This is a genomic window from Micromonospora sp. CNZ309, assembly GCF_002846525.1.
Window position 1 is genome coordinate 6,379,424 of sequence record NZ_PJNG01000001.1, and the last position, 23,497, is coordinate 6,402,920.

Here is a 23,497-nt window from a genome sequence, read left to right on the forward strand (position 1 = left end):
TCCGCTGAGGCGCACGGCCCCGGCTGCGCCGGGGCGTTGGGGGCGAGTGCGACCGGCGGGACCTGCCGCCGCGACCACACCACCTGTGCGCTGTCGAGCTGCCCCGTCGATGCGCCCAGGACGCGGCGGCCAGTGTGGACACTTCCGGGGCCCTTTTCGGACCCTCCCGGCACACCTGAGATGGGTGAAACACGTCCCACCCCGACACGCCGACAGGCCGCAGACGGCAGTACGAAGCGTGTCTATCGTGCGGCCCAGCGTGACGGAACGGCGGGGTGCGGAGGGCTGGCGGGTGAACGAGGTGCTGCGGGTGGCGATGGCCGAGAAGGGTGAGACGGCCGAGTCGTTGGCGGAGAACGTTCGTCGGATCGACCGGCCGGCACGGGCACGCCGGCTGATCGGGCGGTGCCGCAGGCTGCACGCCTGTCCGCGCAGCTTCGGCTCAGGCGACCTGTGGACGAGTCTGATCGACGGCACGGCGTAGGCGGTGACCAGGCGGCCCCCTTGACCGGTGGGCTCGCGGCGCGGTCCGGCTGACGGATGACGTTCGAGGCGCGTGCAGCGGACGAACCATGCCGCCGGAGCGCTGATACCGGTGTGGCATACAAATACCTCTGGGGTATCGGGCCGAACAGACACCACCACCGCCGTCGCCGCCGGAATCCGGCGGCGTTGTCGGACACCCACCCGCCGTCCGTCGTCGCCGTCGGCCCATGCCAAGATCTGTCGTTCACCGCACCTGACGTCCCGTCGGCGCGCCACTCCCGCCTGCCCGCCGACGATGACCTCAAGGAGTCGTCACATGCGAACTCCCCTTCGGCCCCTCACCCGGCGCGGGCTGCTGACCAACGCGCTCGGCTCGGCAGCCCTGCTGGTGGCGGGCGGCTCGCTGGCCGGCTGCGGCACCAGGGCCGCCACCCAGACGGAGGCCGGCTGCGTCAGCGAGGACCTGTCCGGCACGGAGAAGACGCTGACGTTCTCCAACTGGCCGCAGTACATGGACGTGGACGACGCCGACGCCGCCAAGCGGCCCACCCTGGACGCGTTCGTCGCAAAGAGCGGCATCCAGGTCACCTACACCGAGGACATCAACGACAACAACGAGTTCTTCGGCAAGGTGCGGAACCAGCTCGCGGGATGCCAGCCCACCGGGCGGGACATCATGGTGCTCAGCGACTGGATGTCGGCGCGGATGATCCGGCTCGGCTGGGTCCAGAAGCTCGACACGTCGAAGCTGCCCAACGTCGGGGCCAACCTGCTGCCCTCGCTGCGCGGCCGGTCCTTCGACCCCGAGGACCGGCTCGCCATCCCGTGGCAGTCCGGCCTGGCCGGCCTCGCCTACAACGGCAGGGTGACCAGGGAGATCCGTACGGTCGACGAACTGCTCACCCGCCCCGACCTCAAGGGCAGGGTGACCGTGCTGGCCGAGATGCGCGACACCATGGGCCTGCTGCTCCAGTCGAACGGCCACGACCCGGCGAACTTCACCGGCGCCCAGTTCGACGACGCGCTCGCCAAGCTGAGGAAGGCGGTCGCCGCCGGGCAGATCCGCCGGTTCACCGGCAACGACTACGCGCCGGAACTCGCCAGAGGCGACGTCGCCGCCTGCATCGGCTGGTCCGGCGACGCCGTCCAGCTCGGCTTCGACGACGACAAGATCCGGTTCGTGGTACCCGACTCCGGTGCGATGATCTGGTCGGACAACGTGGTGGTGCCGAACAGGGCCACCCACAAGGGCAACGCCGAGCGGCTCGTCGACCACTACTACGACCCGGCGATCGCCGCCCGGCTCGCCGCGTTCGTCAACTACATCTGCCCCGTGCGGGGCGCCCAGGCCGAGATGGAGAAGATCGACCCGGCGCTGGCGGCCCACCCGCTGATCTTCCCCGACGACGCCATGCTCGCCAGGTCCAAGGTCTTCATGGCGCTGGACGAGAAGCAGGAACGCGAGTACGAGGGCAAGTTCCAGCAGGTCATCGGGGCGTGAGCGGGATGGGCACGACGACTGCGGGGCGCGGGAGCCCGGCCGGCGACCTCCGGCTGGCCGACCTCACCAAGCGGTTCGGCGCCGTCACGGCGGTGGACGACCTCAGCCTGACCGTCGCGCAGGGCGCGTACTTCGCCCTGCTCGGCCCGTCCGGCTGCGGCAAGACCACCACGCTGCGGATGATCGCCGGCCTGGAGGAGCCCACCGGCGGGCAGGTGCTGCTGGGCGAACGGGACGTCACCCGGCTGCGCCCGCACAAGCGGCCCGTGAACACCGTCTTCCAGAGCTACGCCCTCTTCCCGCACCTGGACGTCTTCGAGAACGTCGCGTTCGGCCTGCGCCGGCGGGGCATCCGCTCCGTCGACGACGAGGTCATGGGCATGCTCGCGCTGGTGCAGCTCGACGACCACGGCCACCGCCGCCCCGCCCAGCTCTCCGGCGGGCAACAGCAGCGCGTCGCGCTGGCCCGGGCCCTGGTCAACCGCCCGCAGGTGCTGCTGCTCGACGAGCCGCTCGGCGCGCTGGACCTGACGCTGCGCCGGCGGATGCAGCTCGAACTCAAGCGGATCCAGACCGAGGTCGGCATCACGTTCGTGCACGTCACCCACGACCAGGAGGAGGCCATGACGCTGGCCGACACCGTCGCGGTGCTGAACGCCGGGCGGATCGAGCAGCTCGGCGCCCCCGCCGACCTCTACGAGTACCCGGCCACGGCGTTCGTGGCGAACTTCCTCGGCCGGTCCAACCTGCTCGCCGGCGAGGCGGCCGGCGCGGGCAGCGGCGAGGTGTCGGTGTCGGCGCACGGCCGTCGCTTCTCGGTGCCCGCCGGCCGGGCCCGGGTCGAGCGGGGTCCGGTCCACCTGGGCGTACGCCCGGAGAAGCTGCACCTGGTCGACTCCGCCGACCAGGTCCCCGCCGGGTGCCAGCACCTCACCGGCATCGTCACCGACGCCTCCTACGTGGGGGTGAGCACCCAGTACCTGCTGCGTACCGGCTGGGGCGGCGAGCTGTCGGTCTTCGTGGCCAACACGGGCACCGCCCGGCCGGTGCCGGTGGGCGCGGAGGCGGTCGCGTACTGGGACCCGCGGCACGCCTTCCTGCTGCCCCGGGAGGTCGGCGAGCAGGATCGCGCGCCGGTGCGGGACGAGCCGGTCGGCGCGTCCTCGTGAGCGCCCCGGCGCGGCTGCGAACCGGGGCCGGCGAGCCGGCGCCGCCCCGCCGGCCCGGACGGCAGGGGCTCCTGCCGTACCTGCTGCTGTTGCCCGCTACGGCGTGGCTGGTGCTCTTCTTCGCGGTGCCGCTGGTGCAGCTCGCCGCCGCCAGCCTCTACGACCCCGCCGGCTCGCTCGCCACCGGGTACGCGATGGCCTGGGCGTTCGGCAACTACCCCGACGCGCTCGCCGCGTACTGGCCGCAGTTCGGACGCTCCTTCGGCTACGCGGGCGCCGCCCTGGTGCTGGCGCTGCTGGCCGGCTACCCGCTCGCGTACGCCATCGCGCAGAAGGCCGGCCGGTGGAAGAACCTGCTGCTGGTCTGCGTGGTCGCGCCGATGTTCACCAGCTTCCTGGTGCGCACGCTGGCGTGGAAGACCATCCTGTCGGACAACGGCTGGCTCGTCGGGCTGCTGCGCGACGCACACCTGCTCGGCGCCGACGGCCGGCTGCTGGCCACCCCCGTCGCGGTGGTGCTCGGCCTGACGTACAACTTCCTGCCCTTCCTGGTGCTGCCGCTGTACGCGAGCCTGGAGCGGCTCGACCCCCGGCTGCTGGAGGCGGCCGGCGACCTCTACGCCGGCCCGTGGCGGACCTTCCGGCGGGTCACGCTGCCGCTGTCGATGCCCGGCCTGGTCGCCGGCACGCTGCTGTTCTTCATCCCGGCCAGCGGCGACTACATCAACGCCGAACTGCTCGGCACCCCCAACGAATACATGATCGGCAACGTCATCGACTCGGCGTTCCTGGTCCGGCTGGACTACCCGCAGGGCGCGGCGCTGTCGTTCCTGCTGATGGCGGCGATCCTCGCGGTGGTCTTCGGCTACCTGCGGACGAACGGGAGCAACCCGTGAGCGCGAGGAGTGCAGCGCAGCGGCGCCTCGCAGTCGCGAACGAGAGGCCGGCCCTGTGAGTGCGAGAGCAGGCCGGTGGCTGGCCGACCGGTGGGTCGTGGGCGTGGCCCTGCTGGTGCTCGGCTACCTGCTCCTGCCGGTCGCCGTGGTCGCGGCGCTCTCCTTCAACCGCCCCTCCAGCCGCCTGTCGTACGACTTCGCCGAGTTCACGCTCGACAACTGGCGCAACCCGTGCGCCACCTCCGACATGTGCGACGCGGTGGTGCGCAGCGTCCAGATCGGCTTCGTCGCCACCGTGGTCGCCACGGTGCTCGGCACCCTGATGGCGTTCGCGCTGGCACGGCACCGGTTCCGCGGCCGCGCCGGGATCAACGTGCTGATCTTCCTGCCGATGGCCACCCCCGAACTGGTGATGGGCACCTCGCTGCTGGCCCTCTTCGTCTCCGCCGGGGTGCCGCAGGGCTTCTGGACCGTCGTCGTCGCGCACGTCATGTTCTGCCTGTCGTTCGTGGTGGTCACTGTCAAGGCGCGGCTGGCCGGGATGGACCCCCGGCTGGAGGAGGCCGCGATGGACCTCTACGCGAGCGAGTGGCAGACCTTCCGGCGGATCACCCTGCCGCTGGCGCTGCCCGGCATCGTGGCCGCCGCGCTGCTGGCGTTCTCGCTCTCCTTCGACGACTTCATCGTGACGAACTTCAACGCCGGCACCACCGTCACGTTCCCCATGTACGTCTGGGGTGCCGCCCAGCGGGGCATCCCGCCGCAGGTCAACGTCATCGGCACCGCCATGTTCGCGGTCGCGCTGCTGCTGGTGCTGACCGGCACCCTGCGGGGGCGGCGGACGAGGAGGGCCCCTCGCCGCGCGTGAGCGGTGGCGAGGGGCCCTCCGGCGCGGCCGTGCTGAGCGCCGCACCTGGAGCTGACGAACCCTAGAGGGTCAGGGTCCAGCCGTCGATGTAGCCGGTGTCGCCGGACGCGGCGTCCTGGACCCGCAGGTTCCAGGTGCCGTTGCGGGTCTCCGAGGACAGGTTGACGGTGTAGGTCTGGTTGATGTTGTCGGCGGAACCGCCCGAGCGGTTGTGCAGCGGGTAGGCGCTGCCGTCGGGGGCGACGAGGCTGACGACGAGGTCACCGACGTAGGTGTGCACGATCTGCACGGCGACCTTGCTGGTCGACGAGGCGGTGCCGGTGCAGCCGGTGATCGCGATGCTGCTGGTGACGGTCGCGTTGTCGCCGACGGTCACGTTGTTGGCGTTGCTGCCGGTGCAGTCCGTCGAGCCGGAGCCGCCCAGGTTGAGCGTCCAGCTGTTCAGGTAGCCGGTGTCGCCGCTGGCGGCGTCCTGGACGCGCAGCTTCCAGGTGCCGTTGGCGACCTCGGAGGAGAGGTTGACGGTGTAGGTCTGGTTGATGTTGTCGGCGGAGCCGCCGGTGCGGTTGTGCAGCGGGTAGGCGCTGCCGTCGGGGGCGACGAGGCTGACGACGAGGTCACCGACGTACGTGTGCACCAGGTCGACGGCGACGGTGCTGGCGGCGCCGGCGTTGCCGGTGCAGCCCGCGATGGTGATGGTGCTCTCCACCGTGGCGTTGTCGCGGACGGTCACGTCGGTGCCGTTGGTCTGGGTGCAGCCGGTCGGCGGGGGCGGCGGCGGGGGCGTGGTGCCGCCGTCGCCGACGTACAGCAGCTTGTTGGGCGAGCCGGTGCCGGGGCTGGTCACCGCGTTGCTGGTGGCGTCGGCGACGAGCTTGTCGCGCACCTGCTGCGGGGTGAACGTCGGGTTGGCGGCGACCACGAGCGCGGCGGCGCCGACCACGTGCGGGGTGGCCATCGAGGTGCCGCTGATGGTGTTCGTGGCCGTGTTGCCGGTGTGCCAGGCCGAGGTGATCGAGCTGCCGGGGGCGAAGATGTCCAGGCAGGTGCCGATGTTGGAGAACGACGAGCGGGCGTCGGTGTTGGTGGTCGAGCCGACGGTGATCCCGGCCGGGGTGCTGGCCGGGGAGCTGTTGCAGGCGTTCGCGCCGCTGTCGTTCCCGGCCGCGAGGCCGTAGCTGACGCCGTCGGCGATGGAGCGGGCCACCGCGTCGTTGACGGCCTGGTTGAAGCCGCCGCCGAGACTCATGTTGGCGACCGCGAGCTGACCGGCGGCGTGGTCGCCGGTCACCCAGTCGACGCCCTGGATGACGCCGGCGTTGGTGCCGCTGCCCGCGCAGTCGAGCACCCGTACGCCGACCAGCGTGACGCCCTTGGCCACGCCGTAGGCGGTGCCGCCGACCGTGCCGGCCACGTGCGTGCCGTGCCCGTTGCAGTCGTCGGCGGTGCCGCCGTCGATGGCGTCGAAGCCGGAGACGGCACGACCGCCGAAGTCGCTGTGGCTGAACCGGATGCCGGTGTCGATGATGTACGCCTTCACGCCCGTGCCGGTGTTCGGGTAGGTGAAGGAGTTGTTCAGCGGCAGCGCGCGCTGGTCGAGCCGGTCCAGGCCCCAGGACGGGGTGGGGCTCTGCGTACCGCTGATCCGCATGGTGTGGTTCTGCTGCACGTAGCGCACCGAGGGGTCGGCGGCGAGCCGCTTGGCCTCCGCCTCGGACATCCGCGCCTCGAATCCGCGCAGCGCGTTCTGGTACGTCCGGTTGACCGCGCCGCGGTGCCGGCCGGCGAGGTCACGCGCCTTCTTCGTGACGTCGGCCCGGCCCACCGAGGCGTCCTTGAACACCACGATGTACGACTCGTCGACTGCGGTTGCGCCGCCGGCCATGAGAATCTGTCCCTCGGCGGGGGCGGCCATCGCCGGGGCACCGAACGCCACGGCGGTGGCGACGGCTGCGGTCAGCACACCGGCGCGCCAGCGGCGCACGGCTGGATAGGGCAGTGTCATCCCTCGGGTGTTCCTCTCGCTACACGACGGCGGGTCCCGCCATCGATCGCAATTGATCAAAGTGAGCACGAGCGTAGGGCCTCCACGGCAAAAAGTGGAGACGTGAGGACATCTTGTGTTTGGAGGGCGAACTGCGGTAATGCATCGATGATTCACGAAGCCTCGGCCGTCGCCCGCTCGTGCGGATCAGCTCCCTGCGGAGGGTCTACGCTGCTGCGTGTGGACTCCGTCGCATTCCATGTCGCCTCCCGCCCCGCCCACGGCGAGGGCGAGCTGACCGTCCACCACCCGTACGACGGGCGCCTCGTCGGTCGTACCACCCTCGCCACCGCCGACCAGGTCGAAGCGGCCGTCGCGGCAGCCGCCGGGGTGGCCGCGGAGGCCGCGGCCCTGCCCGCGCACGCCCGCGCGGCGGCCCTGGACCACGTCTCCCGGCGCCTCGCCGAACGGGCCGAGGAGTTCGCGCGGCTCATCACCGCCGAGAACGGCAAGCCGCTGAAGTGGGCCCGCGCCGAGGTCGGCCGCGCCGTCTCCACCTTCCGCTGGGCCGCCGAGGAGGCCCGGCGATTCTCCGGCGAGCTGCAACGCCTCGACACCGACCCCGCCGCCACCGGGCGGATAGCCCTGGTCCGGCGGGTGCCGAAGGGGCCGGTGCTCGGCATCACGCCGTTCAACTTCCCGCTGAACCTCGTCGCGCACAAGGTCGCCCCGGCCATCGCCGTCGGCGCCCCGATCGTCGTCAAGCCGGCCCCCGCCACCCCGCTGTCGGCGCTGCTGCTGGGCGAGCTGCTCGCCGGGACCGACCTGCCGGCGGGGATGTTCTCGGTCCTGCCGCTGCCCAACGAGCGCGCCGCCGAGCTGGTCGTCGACCCCCGGCTGCCGGTGGTCTCGTTCACCGGCTCCGGGCCGGTCGGCGCGGCGATCCGCCGCCGCGTGCCCGAGAAGCACGTCACCCTGGAACTGGGCGGCAACGCCGCCGCCGTGATCTGCGAGGACTGGAACACCGACGAGGACCTGACGTTCGCCGCGCACCGCGTCGCGACGTTCTCCAACTACCAGGCCGGCCAGTCGTGCATCGCCGTGCAGCGCGTCTACGTGCACGAATGGCTCTACGACGCGTTCCTGCCCCGGCTCGTCGCGGCGGTGCGGGAACTGCGCGTCGGCGACCCGTCCGACCCGCTCACCGACGTCGGGCCGCTGATCTCCGCCGACGCCGCCGCGCGGGTCGAGGCGTGGGTGGACGAGGCGGTCACCGCCGGCGCCGCCATCGAGACGGGCGGCCGGCGCGAGGGCACGACCTACCCGCCGACCGTGCTCTCCGGCGTACCGGCGGACGCCAGGGTCCGCACCGAGGAGGTCTTCGGGCCGGTGCTGGTGGTCGCCCGTGTCGCGCAGACCAGGCCGCGTTCGCCGCCGTCAACGACTCGGCGTACGGGTTGCAGGCGGGCGTCTTCACCCACCGCCTCGACACGGCCTTCGCGGCGCACCGCACGCTGGAGGTGGGCGGGGTGATCGTCGGCGACGTGCCGTCGTACCGGGCCGACCAGATGCCGTACGGCGGGGTGAAGGGCAGCGGCGTCGGGCGCGAGGGCCTGCGCAGCGCCATGGAGGACTACACGGAGCCCCGGGTGATGGTGCTGACCGGCCTGTCGCTGTAGCCGTTCGCCCGGCGCCGCCCGCTCACCAGGTGCCGTCGTCGCGTACGCGGGCCGGCGCCCGGCCGAGCAGCAGGGTGGTCAGCGCGGCGTCGATGTCCTCGCCGAGGAACCACTCGCCGGCCTGGTCCAGCGCGAAGATCCGACCCCGCTCGTCCACGGCGAAGATGCTCTCCTGCCGCTCGGTGCCGATGGGGAACAGCCGTACGCCGAGCACGGCGGCGAAGTCCGCGAGCGTGTCGGCCGTGTGGGCAACCTGTCGCGGACGGATGTCGAAGCGCGAGATCCAGACCTGCTCGCCCGGCCCGCGTCGGGCGCCCACCAGGCTCGGGAAGGCGGTGAGAGTCGCCAGGACTGCGGGAAAGTCGGCATGAGCGGAGGTCTCACCCCTGACGGCACCGACGTCCCTGATGGCGGACAGGGCGACGATCTCGTCGCCGAAGTGCGGGCGCCAGCCGGCCGCGACGAGCGCCTGGGCGACCTCCGGGTGGAAGCGGCCCGGGGCGGGGTCCGGCTGCGGGTCGGGTTGCCACGGCATCGTGAACGCCCGGTCGGACCAGGGCAGCGCGTTGAAGTCCACGAGCATGTCGACGCACGAGTCGCAAGGGCGGTCGGCGAGGCCGCCGTTCGGATCGCCCGGCTCGCGTACGCGATAGACCTCGAACCGGGCGGTCTGGAGGATGTCCTTCGCGTCGGCCATGCCGAGCGGGGCGATGCCTTCGGCGGCGCGGTGGTGGTCGTAGTGGTGCAGGACGTCGGAGACGACGACGAGTTCGGCGTGCCGTTCGCCGCCGCGTACGAGGTGCCCGGGGGGAAGTCCGTCCAGGTAGGAACGTACGAGTGGGTGGTGGTTGGGCGTGACGTCGCCCTTGGCGCCGTGCGCGCGGAACAACCGTCCTTCGACGGTCAGGTGCGCCGCCGTGGTGGGCGTCGGCAGTCGGCGGATCTCGCGGAGCAGTTGGCTCGCCGGGTCGACCGTGCGAGGCACAGGCAAGCCTGCCGGCCGACTCCGGCGGTACATCTGCGCGACGGTGTCGGCGGGCACGCGGGGCCAGGTGGTCACCTCGCCGGTGAGCTTGTCGACCACGGTGGTGGGCAGGTCGCCGGGCACCGTCCTGGCCTCGATGGGCACGGTGGAGGTGATGATGTAGCCGAGGTCGAATTCGTCGACGTGGTGGTGGCATTCGTGTCCCAGGCGTTGTGACTCGCGGCGGGCCCAGACGGCGGCGAGTTGCTCGGCCTGTTGGCGATCGATCACGGCTTGAAAGTACCGGACCCCACGGATTCGTGGCGGCCGGTATGGTTCGCCCTACCGACGGTAACCGGGGGAGGGTGGCGTTGGCCGAGAGTGTGGACCGGGACGCCAATCGTGCGCTGCGGGCGCGGTTCGACGAGGTGTACGGGGACTATCAACGACTCAGGTCCGGCCTGGACGAGCTACAGGTCCGGCTCGCCGAGCTGCGGGTGACCGAGCGCTCCGAGGACGGGCAGGTGACCGCCACCGCCGGGGCCCGGGGCGAGGTGATCTCGGTGGAGCTGCACCCGTCCGTCTTCAACCACCGGGACGCGAAGGCGTTGAGCCGCAAGATCACCGCCACCGTCCACCGGGCCGGCGCCGCGGCGGTCGCCGCCACCCAGGAACTCGTGGCCGGTTACCTGCCCGCCGGCTCCGGGGCGACGGACTTCCTGCGTACGGGTGACTTCGGTGCACTGCTGGGCCGCGCCGACGCCGTGTTGCGCCGGAGCGAGTGATGGGCGGTCAGCTCTGGCTCGACCCGCAGCGCGCCCGGCGCGGTGGCGTCGACCTCTCGTTGTCCGGCGAGGCGATCACGGCGCGTCGCCGCCAGGCGGGCGGTGCCATCGCGGCGGCGAGCGGCCGGTCGCCGTGGGGCAAGGACGACATCGGGGCCGCGTTCGAGCAGAAGTACCGCGGCTTCGAGGAGTTGGTCCTGCGCACGTGGGAGGGCGTCGGCCGGCACGTGGAGGGCCTCGGTGCCGACGTGGTCCGGTCGGTGGACGCCAACCTGCGGACGGACGCGGCGAGTGCGGGTCGGCTCGGGCGCGTCGGTGACCGGCACCAGCAGCGTTGATCCGCTGAGGAGTTTCGGATGAGTGTGTTGCCGAGCCCCATTCCGCACCCGCTGGACTACTCGCCGTGGCAGTTGCCGGGCTGGGTCTACGAGGCCCTCGACTGGGTGATCGGTGTGGAGTGGCCGGAGGGCAACGAGCGGGCGGTCTGGGAGCTCGCCGATCAGTGGTACGCGGTGGCGACCGCCCTGGCGGGGCCGAGGGCCGACGCCGTTGCCGCCGCCCGCGAGGTGCGCGACGGCTACGGCGGCGTCGGGGCGGTGGCTGCCGCTTTCGACACCGCCTGGCGGCGGGTGGCGGAGGGCGACGAGGCGCCGCTGCCCGTGCTGCTGGCTGTGAGCACCGAGCTGGGTCGGCTGGTGGAGGAGTGCGGCTGCGACATCGAGGGCGCCAAGCTCGAGGTCTGGATCGAGTTGGGCATCCTGGTGGTCGAGTTGCTGGCGCTGGCCGTCGCGGCCGTGCTCACCGCGGGTGCCGCCTCGCCCGCCGCCGGGGCGGCGATCGCGGCCACGAGGCTGATCGTGCAGCAGATCTTCAAGCGGCTGATGGCACAGCTTGCCCGCAAGTCGATCAAGCAGGGTCTCAGGGAGGCCGGCGAGCGGGCCGCGAAGGAGGTCACCAAGGGCGGCGTGCGGGGGTTCAGCCGGCGAGCGGCGCTGAGCGGTGTGTCGGAGGCGGCCGAGGAGGGCGGCATCAACCTCGCCACGCAGGCGTATCAGAACTCGACGGGTCGCCGGCACGGGCTGGACGTGACGGAGTTGGGGACCACGGCGCTCGGCGGTATGGCCGGTGGGGCGGTGGCGCCGCTGGCGGGTCTGGGTCGGCACGCCACTGGTCGGGGTGCCCGGGTCGGGGAGCACTTCGGCCGTGAGATGGCTGGCGAGGTGATGGCCGACCAGGCCGCGAGCCTGGCCACGGGTCAGGGGCTGACCTCGATGGAGGACGCCGCCCGCGCGGCAGCGTCCGGGGTCCGGGGTTCCGCCACCGCGCAGGCCGACGCGGCGTTGCAGGCGCGACTCAACGGCCAGCTCAGCGCCCTGGCCGGGATGCCGCTGACGTCGACGCAAGCTGGCGCGCTCTCGACGCCTCCCGAAGTGCCGGCAGCGGACGGGCCACCTGTCGCCGCGCCCGGCGCGGGGGTGGAGCCGTCCGGTGTGGTGCCGGGTGCGGGCGTGGAGCCGCCGACTCCCGGGCCAGGGACATCGGCCGGTGCGCCGGTCGATGTCCAGCGAAATGCGAGCGGCGTCGACACGACACCACCGGCCCCGCCGTCGGGCGAGGCCCGGACGACGCCGACCGAGTCCGCGACGACGATCGCCGCCCGCGCCGGAGACACGAACGCGCCATTGACCGCCGACGGTATCGAACGCGCCGGCGCGCACTCCGTGACCACCTCTTCCGCGCTGCCGGAACCAGCCCTGAGCCCCACCCTCTCCTCTGCCGCGACGGCGGCGCCCGTCCTCGGCGCCGGGGGCGTCCCGACCGGAGTGGATGGTCAGACGGTCAACGCCGGCAGCGCCGCAGGTGGTGCCGGATCCGTCAACGCCGCGAACAGCGCTGCCTCGTGGAACACGTCAGCGTCGACGGCCCAGGCAAGCGGACCCAGCGCGGGGCCGGGCGCCCCGACTGTCGGGCCGCCCCCCGCCCCGTCGTTGCCCGCACCGGGGACGGCCGCGTCCGTCCCCGGTGCGGGCCACGTTCCGCCGGCTGCGCCCGCCGCACCCGCCGCCGAACGAGGCGCCGCCGGCACGGTGCCGGCACCGCAGCAGCCGGTACCACCGATGCCGCCCACCCCCGATGCGGCGGCACCCGGGAGGGACCCACGCGTCCGCCCGGACACGTCGGTGACCCTCGGTGCGCATGGTTCGGCAGGACCCCGGTTCAGGACCCCCGAGTGGTACGCGGAGCAGTGGGCCCTGGACCGGGAGGCCTTCGAGAGGCGGCGCTACCGCGGCTACTACGAATCGCAGCGAGCGTGGTTCGAGGACAAGCGTCGCTTCGACGAAGCTGCACGCCTCAGGGCACGCGCGGACGAGCACCATCAGGTGGCACGGGACTTCGCCGCCCACGCCCTACACCTGCATCGCATGGGCCAGGCGCGCCAGGCTGACGGGTGGCAGCGGGCGGCGAACGACGAGATGCGGGCGTACGGGCAACACCTGGACTACGCGGAGGCCGTACTGGCCGGCGGCGTCGTGCCGTCCGTCGTGGGCGTCGTCGATCCCGCGGACTTCCGTCGGATCAACGACGACGTCGGCGACCTGGCGTACGGCGCGGTGGAGACCGTCGACCGTTCGGCGCTGACGGGCGACGACTACCCGCCGCCGATCGACCGGTCCCGGAACTACGGTCGGCCCGGCGGTCTGCGTCCGCCGCTGGCCCTGCACCAGACCGACATCGAGCGGCAGGTGCCCCGAGCACCCGACGGAAGCGTGCGGCGCACCGCCGACCCGCGACAGGGCGGCTGGTTCGGGCTGGTCAACGACGGCGGACCGCAGGCCGACCCGACCCGCGGCATCAACTGCATCGACTGCACCCTGTCGCTGTTCGACACCTGGATGCATGCCCGCCCCCGCGTCGCCGCACCCCGCACCTTCGACGCCTACGTGGCGGGCGACGTCACGTGCCCCATCAACGGCGAACGCGACGGCATCGGGCGGGTGGAGGACATCACCGGGGGACGCTTCCAGCGCCTCTGCCAGCCGACCGAGGACATCCAGGGTGTTGAACGGCAGCGCGCCATCGACACGGGATACCGCAACCTCCACGACCAGCTCCGCCTCGGGGGCCACGGCAGCTTCGCCTTCGTCATCAACAACTGGGAACAGGGCGGCGCCCACATCTGGGTCGCCCTCAACCAGAACGGCACCATCCTCTACCTCGACCCGCAGACCGGCGCCGTCTCGACGACGCCCCTGTACCGACACCACGGCATCCCGCACCCGCACAACGCCGTCGACACCGAGGTCCTGGTGATCGGTTCGGACGGCAGACCGATGCCCCTGGGCGGGCTGCGGCGAGGGCGGTTCAGCCAGCGACCGGACCTGCCGGAATACCCGCCCGCAGAGACCGACCAGGGCTACGGCGAGATCTTCCTCAACCGCATGCACCTGCTCGATGGTCCCGGCGCGGCTCCGTCGGACGGGCCGGGACCCCCGGGGCACCTGCAACAACCCGGCGAGGCGGGACCGGTCGGCGAACGCAGCGACACACCGTCCGAGGACCTGCGGGCGGCGCGGGAACGCGTGCAGGCGGAACGGGCGGGGAACCCGATTGCCGTCGGCACGATCCTGGCCGCAGAACCTGACCTGGAACGGGTCTTCGCCGCCGGCGTGACGCCGGCCGAGGTGGCGGCCGGCGTAGACCCCTCGGCACTCCGCCGACTCGTACCACAACTCGACGAGGCGGGCGCCACGGACGTGGCGCGGCTGTTTGCGGATCCACGCGTGCAGCGAATGCTGGACGAGACGTGGCGGCAGCCGCCCCGCGGCGAGCCGATGCTCGCCGAGAACCTCGTCCGACAGTTGGCGCAGCGGCCTGACCTTGCACGGATGGTTCTGGGTACGCCTGAGTTGGCCACTTCGCTGACGGCTCGTCCCGTGACACTGCATCACCTCGCCAGTCAGCAACAGGCGGTCAACGTCCTCGGGTCCGTCTTGGATCACATCGAGAAGTCAGGTCCCGAAGCGGTGCCCGCCGTAGAGGTCCGGCCGCCTGAGGGATCTCTGAGTGGCGAGCTGAAGGCGCTCAGCGACTCGGTCAGTCCTCGGAAGCGGAAGGTCCACCAGCCCGGCTTCGACCCTTCCTGGAAGGAAGACGAGAAGTATCGGTTGGACTACCTCAGCAATCTCTACAGGGAAGCGTCGACGGCTCAACTGGAACTCAACGAACTGGCGGTACGAATGGCCGGCGGGCGTGGCCTGGCAAGCTGGCGTGAAAAGCCCAAGGACCATCAGCGCGTACTCGACAAGATAAGGGAATACGGGAACGATGTTTCGTCTCTAAAAGATCTCGCCGGAGCCAGAATCCAGTTCGACAGCCTAAGTGACCTGTATCGGACCCTGTCACGAATCGGTCAGGATCCCGACGTCGAGGTGGTAGCTAAGAAGGATCGTTTCCTTGGACCCCAGTTGAGCGGGTACCGAGATGTGCTGTTAAGTTTGCGGATGTCAAATGGCCACATCGCTGAACTTCGCCTGCAACTCCTTGCGTTGGATGAAGTGGCAGAGTGGGAGCACGCGCTTTACGAGGTGCGTAGGGACCTTGATGCCATGGCAGAGTCGCAAGGTCGTCCCTTGACGACAAGAGAGCTGGCAATCAGAGACGGACTCGCTCTGAAGGAGCAGGAGGCGTTTCGGCTCGCCCTGGAGCGCCACCAGGAAGGAAGGGGAGAGCGGTGAGTCACCGACCTCCGGGCAGTCTCCCGGCTTTCTTCAGCTACTACGAGACTCCGGTCAAGCTGGTGGCTGATGAAGTGGGCCATGTGATCGGATGGAAGCTCTCGAAAGCTGACGGCGGCTGGGAACGAGCCGACGATCTCGTCAGCAAGATCCTCCTTGTCGGCGGCGATGAGATCGAGGAGTTGTCCCGCAATGAGTTCATCGAGTACACCGAACATGACCGAGGGAGGTACCTCCGCGGCACTGGCCCGATCTTCGCGCTTTACGAGACAGTGAGCGCGATCGTGGAGCATGCCGACCTGGAACGGCGACCGCTCACGCCGCATGAGTCGGCGTTGGTGGCAGGTATTCGAAGAAAGACTTTCGTCATGTTCGAAGAACAACTTCAACAGGCAGGCGACCCCGCAGCCGATCCTTCACTGGGGATTGAGGGAAGCAGTTCTTCCTGAGCTTGGCGCGCTGCGGAACCTGTTGCGGCTCGTCGGGCCTTGGCTCGGGGCGCTGGTATGGCTGACTCTCCGTCGACCGAGCCGCCGTCCTCTCCAGCGATGCCTCCACCCGGCGCTTCGGCTGGTCGAACTCGTTCCTCCACCCGACGATGATCCCCGCTCAGGCGGCGACACGGTCGATGGGTGGGCCTGCTCGTCGAGTGCTGCGGGACCAGCGGTCACCTATGAACCGAGGTGCGTCTCCTGCTCCCAGCCGGCTGGCAACCGCCATGGCGGAGAGGCGCAGATTCAGGTCGGGTTGCCGGGCAGGAATACCATGGCGAAATGGCTGAATCAGACACCGGGCAGAAGCCGTCCGGCCCGGGGAGGTGGCAGTCCAACGCCTGGGCGTGGCCGGTCGGCCTCATGCTCGGTCTGGTCATCGGCCTGGCAGCCCTGGACGGAGCCACCGGCGTGGCCATCGGCATCGCCATGGGCGTCGCCTTCGCCGTGGCCCTGGGTGCCGGCAGCACCCAGGACGACGACAGCGAAGACGAGGACAGCGCCGACAGCGAGGACGACGACAGTAGGGATGCCGTCAGCGATCCCGGCAGCGAGGACGGCGACGGGCGGAACGCTCACGAGCAGGGCGCCGAGCGGCAGAGAGTCAGCCCGGAGGGTGCCGGGACACCGGGTACCGACGGGCAGGGTGCCGACAGGTCGCGTACCGACGGGCCGTCGTGACGTCGGGCGAACCCGGAGTCGTGCGGGTGGGGACGACCGGGGCGCCGGACCCTCGAACGGTCGTGCCGGGCAGCGTGGCGGAGGCGCTGGCCGTCCAGGAGCGGCTGCGGCCGCTGGTGGATCTGGTCGGGCCGGGTCCGGCCGAGCCCGCGACGGTGGCCGGCCTGGACGTGGCGTACGCCGAGAGCGGTGACCGGCTCGCGGCGGCCGTGACCGTGCTGGACGCCCGGACCCTCGCGGTGGTCGACTCGGCGGTGAGCGTGGGCCGGCCCGCGTTCGCGTACGTCCCGGGGCTCTTCGCCTTCCGCGAGATGCCCGCGCTGCTCGACGCACTCGACCGGCTGACCGTGCGGCCCGAGCTGCTGGTCTGCGACGGGCACGGGCTGGCCCATCCGCGCCGGTTCGGGCTCGCCTGTCACCTGGGCGTGGTGACCGGCCTGCCGGCGATCGGGGTGGGCAAGACGCCGTTGCTCGGCGAGTGGACGCCGCCGGACGACCGGCGGGGGGCGTGGGCGCCGCTGCGCGACGGGGACGAGGTCGTGGGCCGGGTGCTGCGTACCCGCGACGGCGTGAAGCCGGTCTTCGTCAGCGTCGGCCACCGGATGAGCCTCGACGACGCGACCGCGCGGGTGCTGGCGTTGACGCCGCGCTACCGCCTACCGGAGACCACCCGTACCGCCGACCGGCTCTGCCGGGACGCCCTCGCCGCCGCCGGAGCGACCGTCCGCGCCGTCTGAAGCCGCCAGCGGTTGCGGCGACCCGGCCCGAAGGCCGTGCGACGGTCTCGCCGCCGACCAGGTACGCGGACCGGGCCGCCCGGGTAATACGGCGCACATCCCGAGTGCTCTATGACCGGGCCCTGACAGGCCCCGGTAGTAGCCTGACCGGCGGACCCCCGTCGGGGGAGGAACGGCGAGGTGATCATGGCGGTACGTCGGCACGTGGCGCGGCTCGCGACGGTCTGCACGTTGCTGGGCGGCCTGGTGGCGCTCGGCGCGACGCCGGCGCTCGCCGATGGCGACTCGGTCCGGGTGCGTTCGGCGGGCAGCTTCACCGCCGGCGGTTCCGCCGGAGGCGTCTCGATCGAGGTGCGCAAGCGCAGCGACGGCTGCGTGCTGCTGCGTACCGCCGTGGGGCTGCGCCTGGCCGGCCTGCGCGCCGATCAGGCCAGCGTGCAGGTCAACGTGGGTGGACGCTGGTTCCCGGTGCCGCTCTCGGGGGGTCGCGGCAGCGCCGCGACGTCGGCCACCTCACCGCTGAACCCGAGGCTCTGCAAGGGCAAGGGCATCACGGTGCGCTACCGGGTGGCGTTCGCCGCGGAGGCGCCGGCCGGTCGGCTGACCGTGAGCGGCGTGGCCAGCGACGCGCTCGGGCGGGCCCTGGGCCGGGGCGCCGAGGCGTCCCGGGTGGTCGGCGGCCGGGCGTCGGCCTCGCCGACGCCGAAGCCCTCGAAGAAGCCGTCGCCGACCCCGAGCGCGACCGCCACCGAGGTGCGGGCCGGCGCGGAGGACCCGAGCCTGGCCGCCGTCGCCGGCCGGGGTGCCGGCGCCGTCAGCAACGCCGCCGAGGAGGAGTCCTCCGGCGGTTCGGTGGTCATGTTCTTCGGCATCGCGATGGTCGCCGTCGGGATCCTGCTCATCGTCCTGCTCTTCCGCCGCTCCCGGGCGGACAAGGAGCCGGCCGGCGATCCGGGCCACGTCCCGCTGCCCCGCAACCCCGGCGGCACCACCTACCGCTCCGGGCAGGGCCCGACCGTCGCTCCCGGTGCGCCCGGTCAGGTGTACGGTCAGCAACCCCCCGCCCCCGGCCTGTACGGCGGCACGCCCGCGCCGCGCCCGGCCGGCGGCGTGTACGGCGGCCGCCCGACGCCGGAGGCCACCCAGGTGGCGCCCGCCTCCCCGCCCGTGTCGGCCCCGCCCGCCAGCCCCAGGTCGGCTCCCCCGGCACCGGCGCAGTACGGCCAACCCGCGACACCGGGCCAGTACGGCCAGCCGGCAGCACCGGGACAGTACGGCCAGCCGACCTCCACGCCGCCCGGTCAACGCAAGCCTGGCGACCCGCCGCCGGAGGCCGGCGGTGGCGACCACACCGTGTTCATGCCCCGGCTCCCCGGCTGAGCCGGGCCGCGCGGCGCCCCTCCGATACGCTCAGGCCGTTGACGACCTGCGGCGCAAGGAGCGAGACCGGTGTCTGATCTGTCCCAGATCGTGAAGGCCTACGACGTCCGTGGGACGGTGCCGGACCAGTGGGACGAGCGCGCCGCCGAGGCCCTCGGCGCGGCCTTCGCGCAGGTGCTGAACGGCCTCGGCGAGCAGGGCGGGGAAGTGCTCGTCGCGCACGACATGCGGGCCACCGGTCCGGGTCTGGCCGCCGCCTTCGCCGCTGGCGTACGCGCCGAGGGGCGCGGGGTCATCGAGCTGGGCCTCGCCTCGACCGACATGCTCTACTACGCCTCCGGGGCGCTGGGGCTGCCCGGTGCGATGTTCACGGCCAGCCACAACCCGGCGCAGTACAACGGCATCAAGATGTGCCGCTCCGGGGCCCGCCCGATCGGGCAGGACACCGGGCTGGCCGAGATCCGCGAGCGGGCGCAGGCCCTGCTGGACAAGGACGAGGCCCGCCCGGCCGACCCGTCGACCGCGCCGGCCGAACGCCGGGACCTGCTGGCCGACTACGCGGCGTACCTGCGGCAGCTGGTCGACCTCTCCGGCATCCGCCCGCTGAAGGTGGTCGTCGACGCCGGCAACGGCATGGGCGGCTACACCGTTCCGGCCGTGCTCGGCGACACCGTCCTGCCGGCGCTGCCGCTGGAGATCGTGCCGCTCTACTTCGAGCTGGACGGCACCTTCCCGAACCACGAGGCCAACCCGCTGGACCCGGCCAACCTGGTCGACCTCCAGCGCGCGGTGATCGAGCACGGCGCCGAGATCGGCCTGGCGTTCGACGGCGACGCCGACCGCTGCTTCGTGGTGGACGAGCGGGGCGAGCCGGTCTCGCCGTCGGCGATCACCGCCCTGGTGGCGGCCCGTGAGCTGACCAAGCACCCCGGCTCGACGGTGATCCACAACCTGATCACCTCCAGCGCCGTACCGGAGATCATCCGTGAGCACGGCGGCGAGCCGGTCGTCGCGCGCGTCGGGCACTCCTTCATCAAGGCGGAGATGGCCCGCACGAACGCGATCTTCGGCGGCGAGCACTCGGCCCACTACTACTTCCGCGACTTCTGGTTCGCCGACACCGGCATGCTGGCCGCGCTGCACACGCTGGCCGCCCTGGGCGAGCAGTCGCTGCCGCTGTCCGTGCTGGCCGCCGAGTACGAGCGCTACGTGGCCTCCGGCGAGATCAACTCGACGGTGGCCGACCAGGCCGCCAAGGTGGCCGAGGTGCGGGCCGCGTACCCGCAGGCCGACGCCGACGAGATGGACGGGCTGACCCTGCGCTTCCCGGACGGCGCGTGGTTCAATCTGCGCGCCTCCAACACCGAGCCGCTGCTGCGGCTCAACGTCGAGGCCCCGACCCGGGAGCGGATGACCGCCCTCCGCGACGAGGTGCTCGACCGGGTTCGCCGATAAGATCGCCTGCGCCGGTCGGCACCGTCGATCGGTGAAACCGCATACGTGGAAGGAGCCGCGCCGTGGCCCTGGACCCGCAGTTGCTGGAAATCCTCGCCTGTCCGGACACGCATCACGCCCCGCTCGACTACGACGCGCAGGCGCAGACGCTGACCTGCACCGAGTGCGGCCGGATCTTCGAGGTCCGCGACGACGTGCCGGTGCTGCTGCTGGACGAGGCGCGCGGCCCCGCGGAGCAGTCATGATCGACGGTACGGCCGGGGTCAGCGGCCGCCGCGAGCCCGACGAGGCACTCCTCGACGACCCGGCCGCGCTGGCCGAGCACGACCCGGGCGGCATGCTGCGGCACACCGCCTCCGCCGGGGCGCAGGTCCGAGAGACGGCCGCCCTGGCCGCCGAGGCCAACCTCCAGGTGCTCGCCGACGAGGGCCGCCCCCGCGCGGTCGTCATCGCGGGCATCGGCACCGCCGGGCGTACGGGCGACGTGCTGGCCACCGTGGCCGGGCCGCGCTGCCCGGTGCCGGTCATCCCGCACCGCAGCGCCGGCGTGCCCGGCTGGGTGGGCGCCGCCGACGTGGTGATCGCCGTCAGCGCCTCCGGCCGCAGCCCCGAGGCGCTGGGCGCCGCCGAGGCCGCGCACCGGCGGGGCGCCCGGCTGGTCGCCGTCGGCGCGCCCGACTCGCAGTTGCAGTCCGTGGCGGAGCGGGCCCGGGCGCCGTTCATCCCGGTGCCCCGGCGCGCCCCGGCCCGGGCCAGCCTCTGGGCGCTCACCGTGCCGGTCCTGCTCGCCGCCCGTACGCTCGGCCTCGTGAAGGTCAACGAGGCGGACCTGGCGGAGACCGCGGCCCGGCTGGACGCGGACGCCGACCGCTGCCGTCCGACGGCCGAGTCCTTCGTCAACCCGGCGAAGTCGCTGGCCCTGGGCCTGGCCGGCTCGGTGCCGATCGTCTGGGGCTCGTCGCCGCTGGCGACCGTCGCGGCCCGCCGCTTCGGCGACACCCTGTCCGCCAACGCCCGCTACCCGGTGGTCAGCGGTGCGCTCGGCGAGGCGGGGCGCGGTCGGGTCGGCCTGCTCGACGGCGTCTTCGGCGGCCTGGCGGAGGGGGAGCGGGACATCTTCGCCGACCCCGACGAGGAGGAGCCGTCGGGCACCCGGCTGCGGTTGGTCCTGCTGCGCGACGGCGGGCTGAACCCGGAGGACGACGCCGACGAGCCGCTCGACGTCGAGGAGCGCCGCGCGGACGCGGTGCAGACCCTCGCCGAGCGGCGGGGCGTGCGCTGCGACGTGGTGACCGCCGAGGGCGGCTCCGCGCTGGAACGGCTCGCCTCGCTGGTCGCCGTGCCGGACTTCGCTTCGATCTACCTGGCCCTGGCACACGGACTGGACCCGATGGCCGTACCGGCCATCACCGAAATGAAGGAGCTGGCAAACCAGTGAGCGATAGCAGGGAACGGGCCGAGCGGCGCACCGCGCCGACGCCCGGCGGGGCCGCGCGACGCGACGGAGCGACCGCGTGAGCGCCAACGGTGGTACGAAGGCGATCGTCGCCGCCCTGCTGGCCAACGCCGGCATCGCCGTCACCAAGTTCGTCGCGTTCCTGCTGACCGGCTCGTCGTCGATGCTGGCGGAGTCGATCCACTCGGTCGCCGACTCCGGCAACCAGGGTCTGCTGCTGCTCGGCGGGCGGCGGGCCAAGCGCGCGGCCACCCCGCAGCACCCCTTCGGCTACGGCCGGGAGCGCTACATCTACGCGTTCATCGTGTCCATCGTGCTGTTCAGCGTCGGTGGCCTGTTCGCCCTCTACGAGGCGTACCACAAGTGGTCGCACAAGGAGGGCATCACCTCGTGGCACTGGGTGCCGGTCGCGGTGCTGGTGGCGGCGATCATCATGGAGACGTTCTCCTTCCGTACCGCCATCAAGGAGTCCAACCTCGTCCGGGGCAACCAGTCCTGGGTGAAGTTCGTGCGGCGGGCCAAGGCGCCCGAGCTGCCGGTGGTGCTGCTGGAGGACCTGGGCGCGCTGGTCGGTCTGGTCTTCGCGCTCTTCGGCGTCGGCATGACGCTGATCACCGGCAACGGCCGGTGGGACGCGGTCGGCACCGCGATGATCGGTGTGCTGCTGGTGGCGATCGCGATCATCCTCGCCATCGAGACCAAGAGCCTGCTGCTCGGCGAGGGCGCCGAGGCGCAGGACGTCGCGGCGATCGAGAAGGCGGTCACCGACGGGCCTGAGTTCGAGCGGATCATCCACATGAAGACGCTCTACCTCGGCCCCGAGGAGCTGATGGTGGCCGCCAAGGTCGCCGTGCCGGCGGGCGTCACCGCGGAGGTGCTGGCCCGCAGCATCAACACGGTCGAGACCCGGATCCGCTCCGCCGTGCCGACGGCCCGGGTGATCTACCTGGAGCCGGACATCTACAGCGTCGCCGCCGAGCGGGCGGGCGCCGGCGCGGCGTCGTCCGCCGCGGCGGGGGCCGAGCCGGGTGAGGCCGCCGGGCGGCCCGGGAGCTGACCGGTGGAACTGCTGCACGGTCCGATCCGCGACTACGCCTGGGGGTCCCGCTCGGCCATCGCCGAGTTGCAGGGGCGGCCGGTGCCGAGCGACGGCCCGGAGGCCGAACTGTGGCTGGGCGCCCACCCGGGCGCCCCGGCCGCGGTCGACCGCGACGGCGACCGGGTGAGTCTGACCGACCTGCTGCTCGCCGAGCCGGACCACTGGCTCGGCGAGCGGCTCGTCGGCCGGTTCGGCACCCGGCTGCCGTTCCTGCTCAAGGTGCTCGCCGCCGAGGCCCCGCTGAGCCTCCAGGCGCACCCGGACGCCGAGCAGGCCCGCGCCGGGCACGCCGCCGACGCGGCCCGCCCCGACGGGCAGCGCAACTACGTCGACCCGTACCACAAGCCGGAGCTGCTGGTCGCGCTCTCGCCCATGGAGGCGCTCTGCGGTTTCCGGGACCCGGCCGCCTCGGCGGCGGTGCTGACCGGTTTCGGCGTACCCGCGCTGGAGCCGGTGCTGGCGGCGCTGCGCACCGGCCCGGCCGGCCTGCGCGACGCCGTACGGCTGCTGCTGACCTGGCCGGTCGACCGGCGCGACGCGCTGGTGGCGGCCGTGGCGTCGGCGCCGGTCGCGGGGCCGGACGCTGAGCTGGCCCGGAACCTGGCCGCCGCCTACCCGGGCGACCCCGGGGTGCTGGTGGCGATGCTGCTCAACCGGGTGCGGCTGGCGCCCGGCGAGGCGATCTGGATGCCGGCCGGCAACCTGCACGCCTACCTGCGCGGGACCGGCGTGGAGATCATGGCGGCCAGCGACAACGTGCTGCGCGGCGGGCTGACGCCGAAGCGGGTGGACGTCGAGGAGCTGCTGCGGGTGCTGCGCTTCGAGGTGCTCCACGACCCGGTGGTGCCGCCGCTGGAGGTGGCCCCGGGGCTGGTCACCTGGCCGGTGCCCGTGGAGGACTTCGCGCTGCACCGGGTGACGGTGGGCGGGGGGCTGCCGCAGGTGACGGTCGAGGTGCCGGGGCCCCGGGTAGTGCTCTGCCGCTCCGGCGAGGTCTCGGTCGACGACGGGGCCGGCGCGGTGACGCTCGGGCCCGGCCGGGCCGCCGTCGGCAGCGCGACCGCCGGAGCGCTGCGGATGGGCGGCGCGGGGGAGGCGTACGTCGCGAGCTGCGGCCTGCGCTGATCGGC

19 protein-coding genes and 1 pseudogene are annotated in these 23,497 nt (G+C 72.5%); 18 read left to right on the forward strand and 2 right to left on the reverse strand.

Translation table 11 applies throughout. From position 1 onward, the window contains the following. Nucleotides 1-259: 259 nt before the first annotated feature. The 5 genes from CLT72_RS27595 (at nucleotide 260) to CLT72_RS27615 (ending at nucleotide 4,920) form a co-directional block, all read left to right on the forward strand. Nucleotides 260-484: a hypothetical protein gene (locus CLT72_RS27595; RefSeq protein WP_101414244.1), complete on the forward strand. Its 225-nt coding sequence runs from the start codon at nucleotides 260-262 to the stop codon at nucleotides 482-484. A gap of 318 nt (nucleotides 485-802) precedes the next feature. Beyond that, on the forward strand, nucleotides 803-1,987 hold the full coding sequence (locus tag CLT72_RS27600) for a polyamine ABC transporter substrate-binding protein (RefSeq protein WP_101414245.1): 1,185 nt from the start codon (nucleotides 803-805) through the stop codon (nucleotides 1,985-1,987). A 5-nt stretch (nucleotides 1,988-1,992) separates the two neighbouring features. Beyond that, a complete protein-coding gene (locus CLT72_RS27605) occupies nucleotides 1,993-3,156 on the forward strand; it encodes an ABC transporter ATP-binding protein (protein WP_101414246.1) in 1,164 nt (387 codons plus the stop codon). After that, a complete protein-coding gene (locus CLT72_RS27610; RefSeq protein ID WP_101414247.1) occupies nucleotides 3,153-4,052 on the forward strand; it encodes an ABC transporter permease in 900 nt (299 codons plus the stop codon). The genes CLT72_RS27605 and CLT72_RS27610 overlap by 4 nt, the downstream gene beginning before the upstream one ends. Nucleotides 4,053-4,107: 55 nt before the next feature. Then, the gene (locus CLT72_RS27615) at nucleotides 4,108-4,920 is read left to right on the forward strand and encodes an ABC transporter permease (protein ID WP_101414248.1); all 813 of its coding nucleotides are present in this window, start codon (nucleotides 4,108-4,110) and stop codon (nucleotides 4,918-4,920) included. Nucleotides 4,921-4,981: 61 nt separating this feature from the next. Here the strand turns inward: CLT72_RS27615 and CLT72_RS27620 are convergent, their stop codons facing one another. Continuing rightward, nucleotides 4,982-6,925 (reverse strand): proprotein convertase P-domain-containing protein, encoded by a 1,944-nt coding sequence (locus CLT72_RS27620; protein WP_199184654.1) that lies wholly within the window; start codon nucleotides 6,923-6,925, stop codon nucleotides 4,982-4,984. Nucleotides 6,926-7,144: 219 nt separating this feature from the next. Here CLT72_RS27620 and CLT72_RS27625 point away from each other — a divergent pair. Then, a pseudogene (locus CLT72_RS27625) lies at nucleotides 7,145-8,583 on the forward strand (aldehyde dehydrogenase family protein). Between the two features lie 22 nt (nucleotides 8,584-8,605). Here the strand turns inward: CLT72_RS27625 and CLT72_RS27630 are convergent. Then, nucleotides 8,606-9,838, reverse strand: a complete 1,233-nt coding sequence (locus tag CLT72_RS27630; RefSeq protein WP_101414249.1) for an SUKH-3 domain-containing protein — start codon at nucleotides 9,836-9,838, stop codon at nucleotides 8,606-8,608. A gap of 74 nt (nucleotides 9,839-9,912) precedes the next feature. Between CLT72_RS27630 and CLT72_RS27635 the strand changes: the two genes are divergently transcribed. The 12 genes from CLT72_RS27635 to manA all read left to right on the forward strand — a co-directional run bounded on the left by CLT72_RS27635 (nucleotide 9,913) and on the right by manA (nucleotide 23,492). Next, nucleotides 9,913-10,332 (forward strand): YbaB/EbfC family nucleoid-associated protein, encoded by a 420-nt coding sequence (locus CLT72_RS27635; RefSeq protein WP_358165314.1) that lies wholly within the window; start codon nucleotides 9,913-9,915, stop codon nucleotides 10,330-10,332. Next, nucleotides 10,332-10,670: a hypothetical protein gene (locus tag CLT72_RS27640; RefSeq protein WP_396800504.1), complete on the forward strand. Its 339-nt coding sequence runs from the start codon at nucleotides 10,332-10,334 to the stop codon at nucleotides 10,668-10,670. Before CLT72_RS27635 ends, CLT72_RS27640 begins: the two co-directional genes overlap by 1 nt. Nucleotides 10,671-10,688: 18 nt before the next feature. Then, the gene (locus CLT72_RS27645) at nucleotides 10,689-15,068 is read left to right on the forward strand and encodes a toxin glutamine deamidase domain-containing protein (protein WP_101414251.1); all 4,380 of its coding nucleotides are present in this window, start codon (nucleotides 10,689-10,691) and stop codon (nucleotides 15,066-15,068) included. 62 nt (nucleotides 15,069-15,130) lie between these two features. Next, the gene (locus tag CLT72_RS27650; RefSeq protein WP_486484334.1) at nucleotides 15,131-15,517 is read left to right on the forward strand and encodes a hypothetical protein; all 387 of its coding nucleotides are present in this window, start codon (nucleotides 15,131-15,133) and stop codon (nucleotides 15,515-15,517) included. A 324-nt stretch (nucleotides 15,518-15,841) separates the two neighbouring features. After that, nucleotides 15,842-16,240, forward strand: a complete 399-nt coding sequence (locus tag CLT72_RS27655; RefSeq protein WP_101414253.1) for a hypothetical protein — start codon at nucleotides 15,842-15,844, stop codon at nucleotides 16,238-16,240. 62 nt (nucleotides 16,241-16,302) lie between these two features. Continuing rightward, nucleotides 16,303-16,977, forward strand: coding sequence for a deoxyribonuclease V (nfi, locus tag CLT72_RS27660; RefSeq protein WP_199184656.1), 675 nt, complete (start codon nucleotides 16,303-16,305; stop codon nucleotides 16,975-16,977). 186 nt (nucleotides 16,978-17,163) lie between these two features. Then, nucleotides 17,164-18,357, forward strand: coding sequence for a hypothetical protein (locus tag CLT72_RS27665; protein ID WP_350821699.1), 1,194 nt, complete (start codon nucleotides 17,164-17,166; stop codon nucleotides 18,355-18,357). Nucleotides 18,358-18,426: 69 nt separating this feature from the next. Then, complete coding sequence (locus CLT72_RS27670) at nucleotides 18,427-19,812, forward strand: phosphomannomutase/phosphoglucomutase (RefSeq protein ID WP_101414255.1); 1,386 nt, start codon at nucleotides 18,427-18,429, stop codon at nucleotides 19,810-19,812. Between the two features lie 62 nt (nucleotides 19,813-19,874). Further along, nucleotides 19,875-20,057, forward strand: coding sequence for a Trm112 family protein (locus CLT72_RS27675; RefSeq protein WP_089001904.1), 183 nt, complete (start codon nucleotides 19,875-19,877; stop codon nucleotides 20,055-20,057). Then, nucleotides 20,054-21,250, forward strand: a complete 1,197-nt coding sequence (locus tag CLT72_RS27680; protein WP_089001903.1) for an SIS domain-containing protein — start codon at nucleotides 20,054-20,056, stop codon at nucleotides 21,248-21,250. Before CLT72_RS27675 ends, CLT72_RS27680 begins: the two co-directional genes overlap by 4 nt. A gap of 76 nt (nucleotides 21,251-21,326) precedes the next feature. Beyond that, nucleotides 21,327-22,325 (forward strand): cation diffusion facilitator family transporter, encoded by a 999-nt coding sequence (locus CLT72_RS27685; RefSeq protein WP_101414256.1) that lies wholly within the window; start codon nucleotides 21,327-21,329, stop codon nucleotides 22,323-22,325. Between the two features lie 3 nt (nucleotides 22,326-22,328). Further along, nucleotides 22,329-23,492: a mannose-6-phosphate isomerase, class I gene (manA, locus tag CLT72_RS27690; protein WP_101414257.1), complete on the forward strand. Its 1,164-nt coding sequence runs from the start codon at nucleotides 22,329-22,331 to the stop codon at nucleotides 23,490-23,492. The last annotated feature ends 5 nt before the right edge of the window (nucleotides 23,493-23,497 follow it).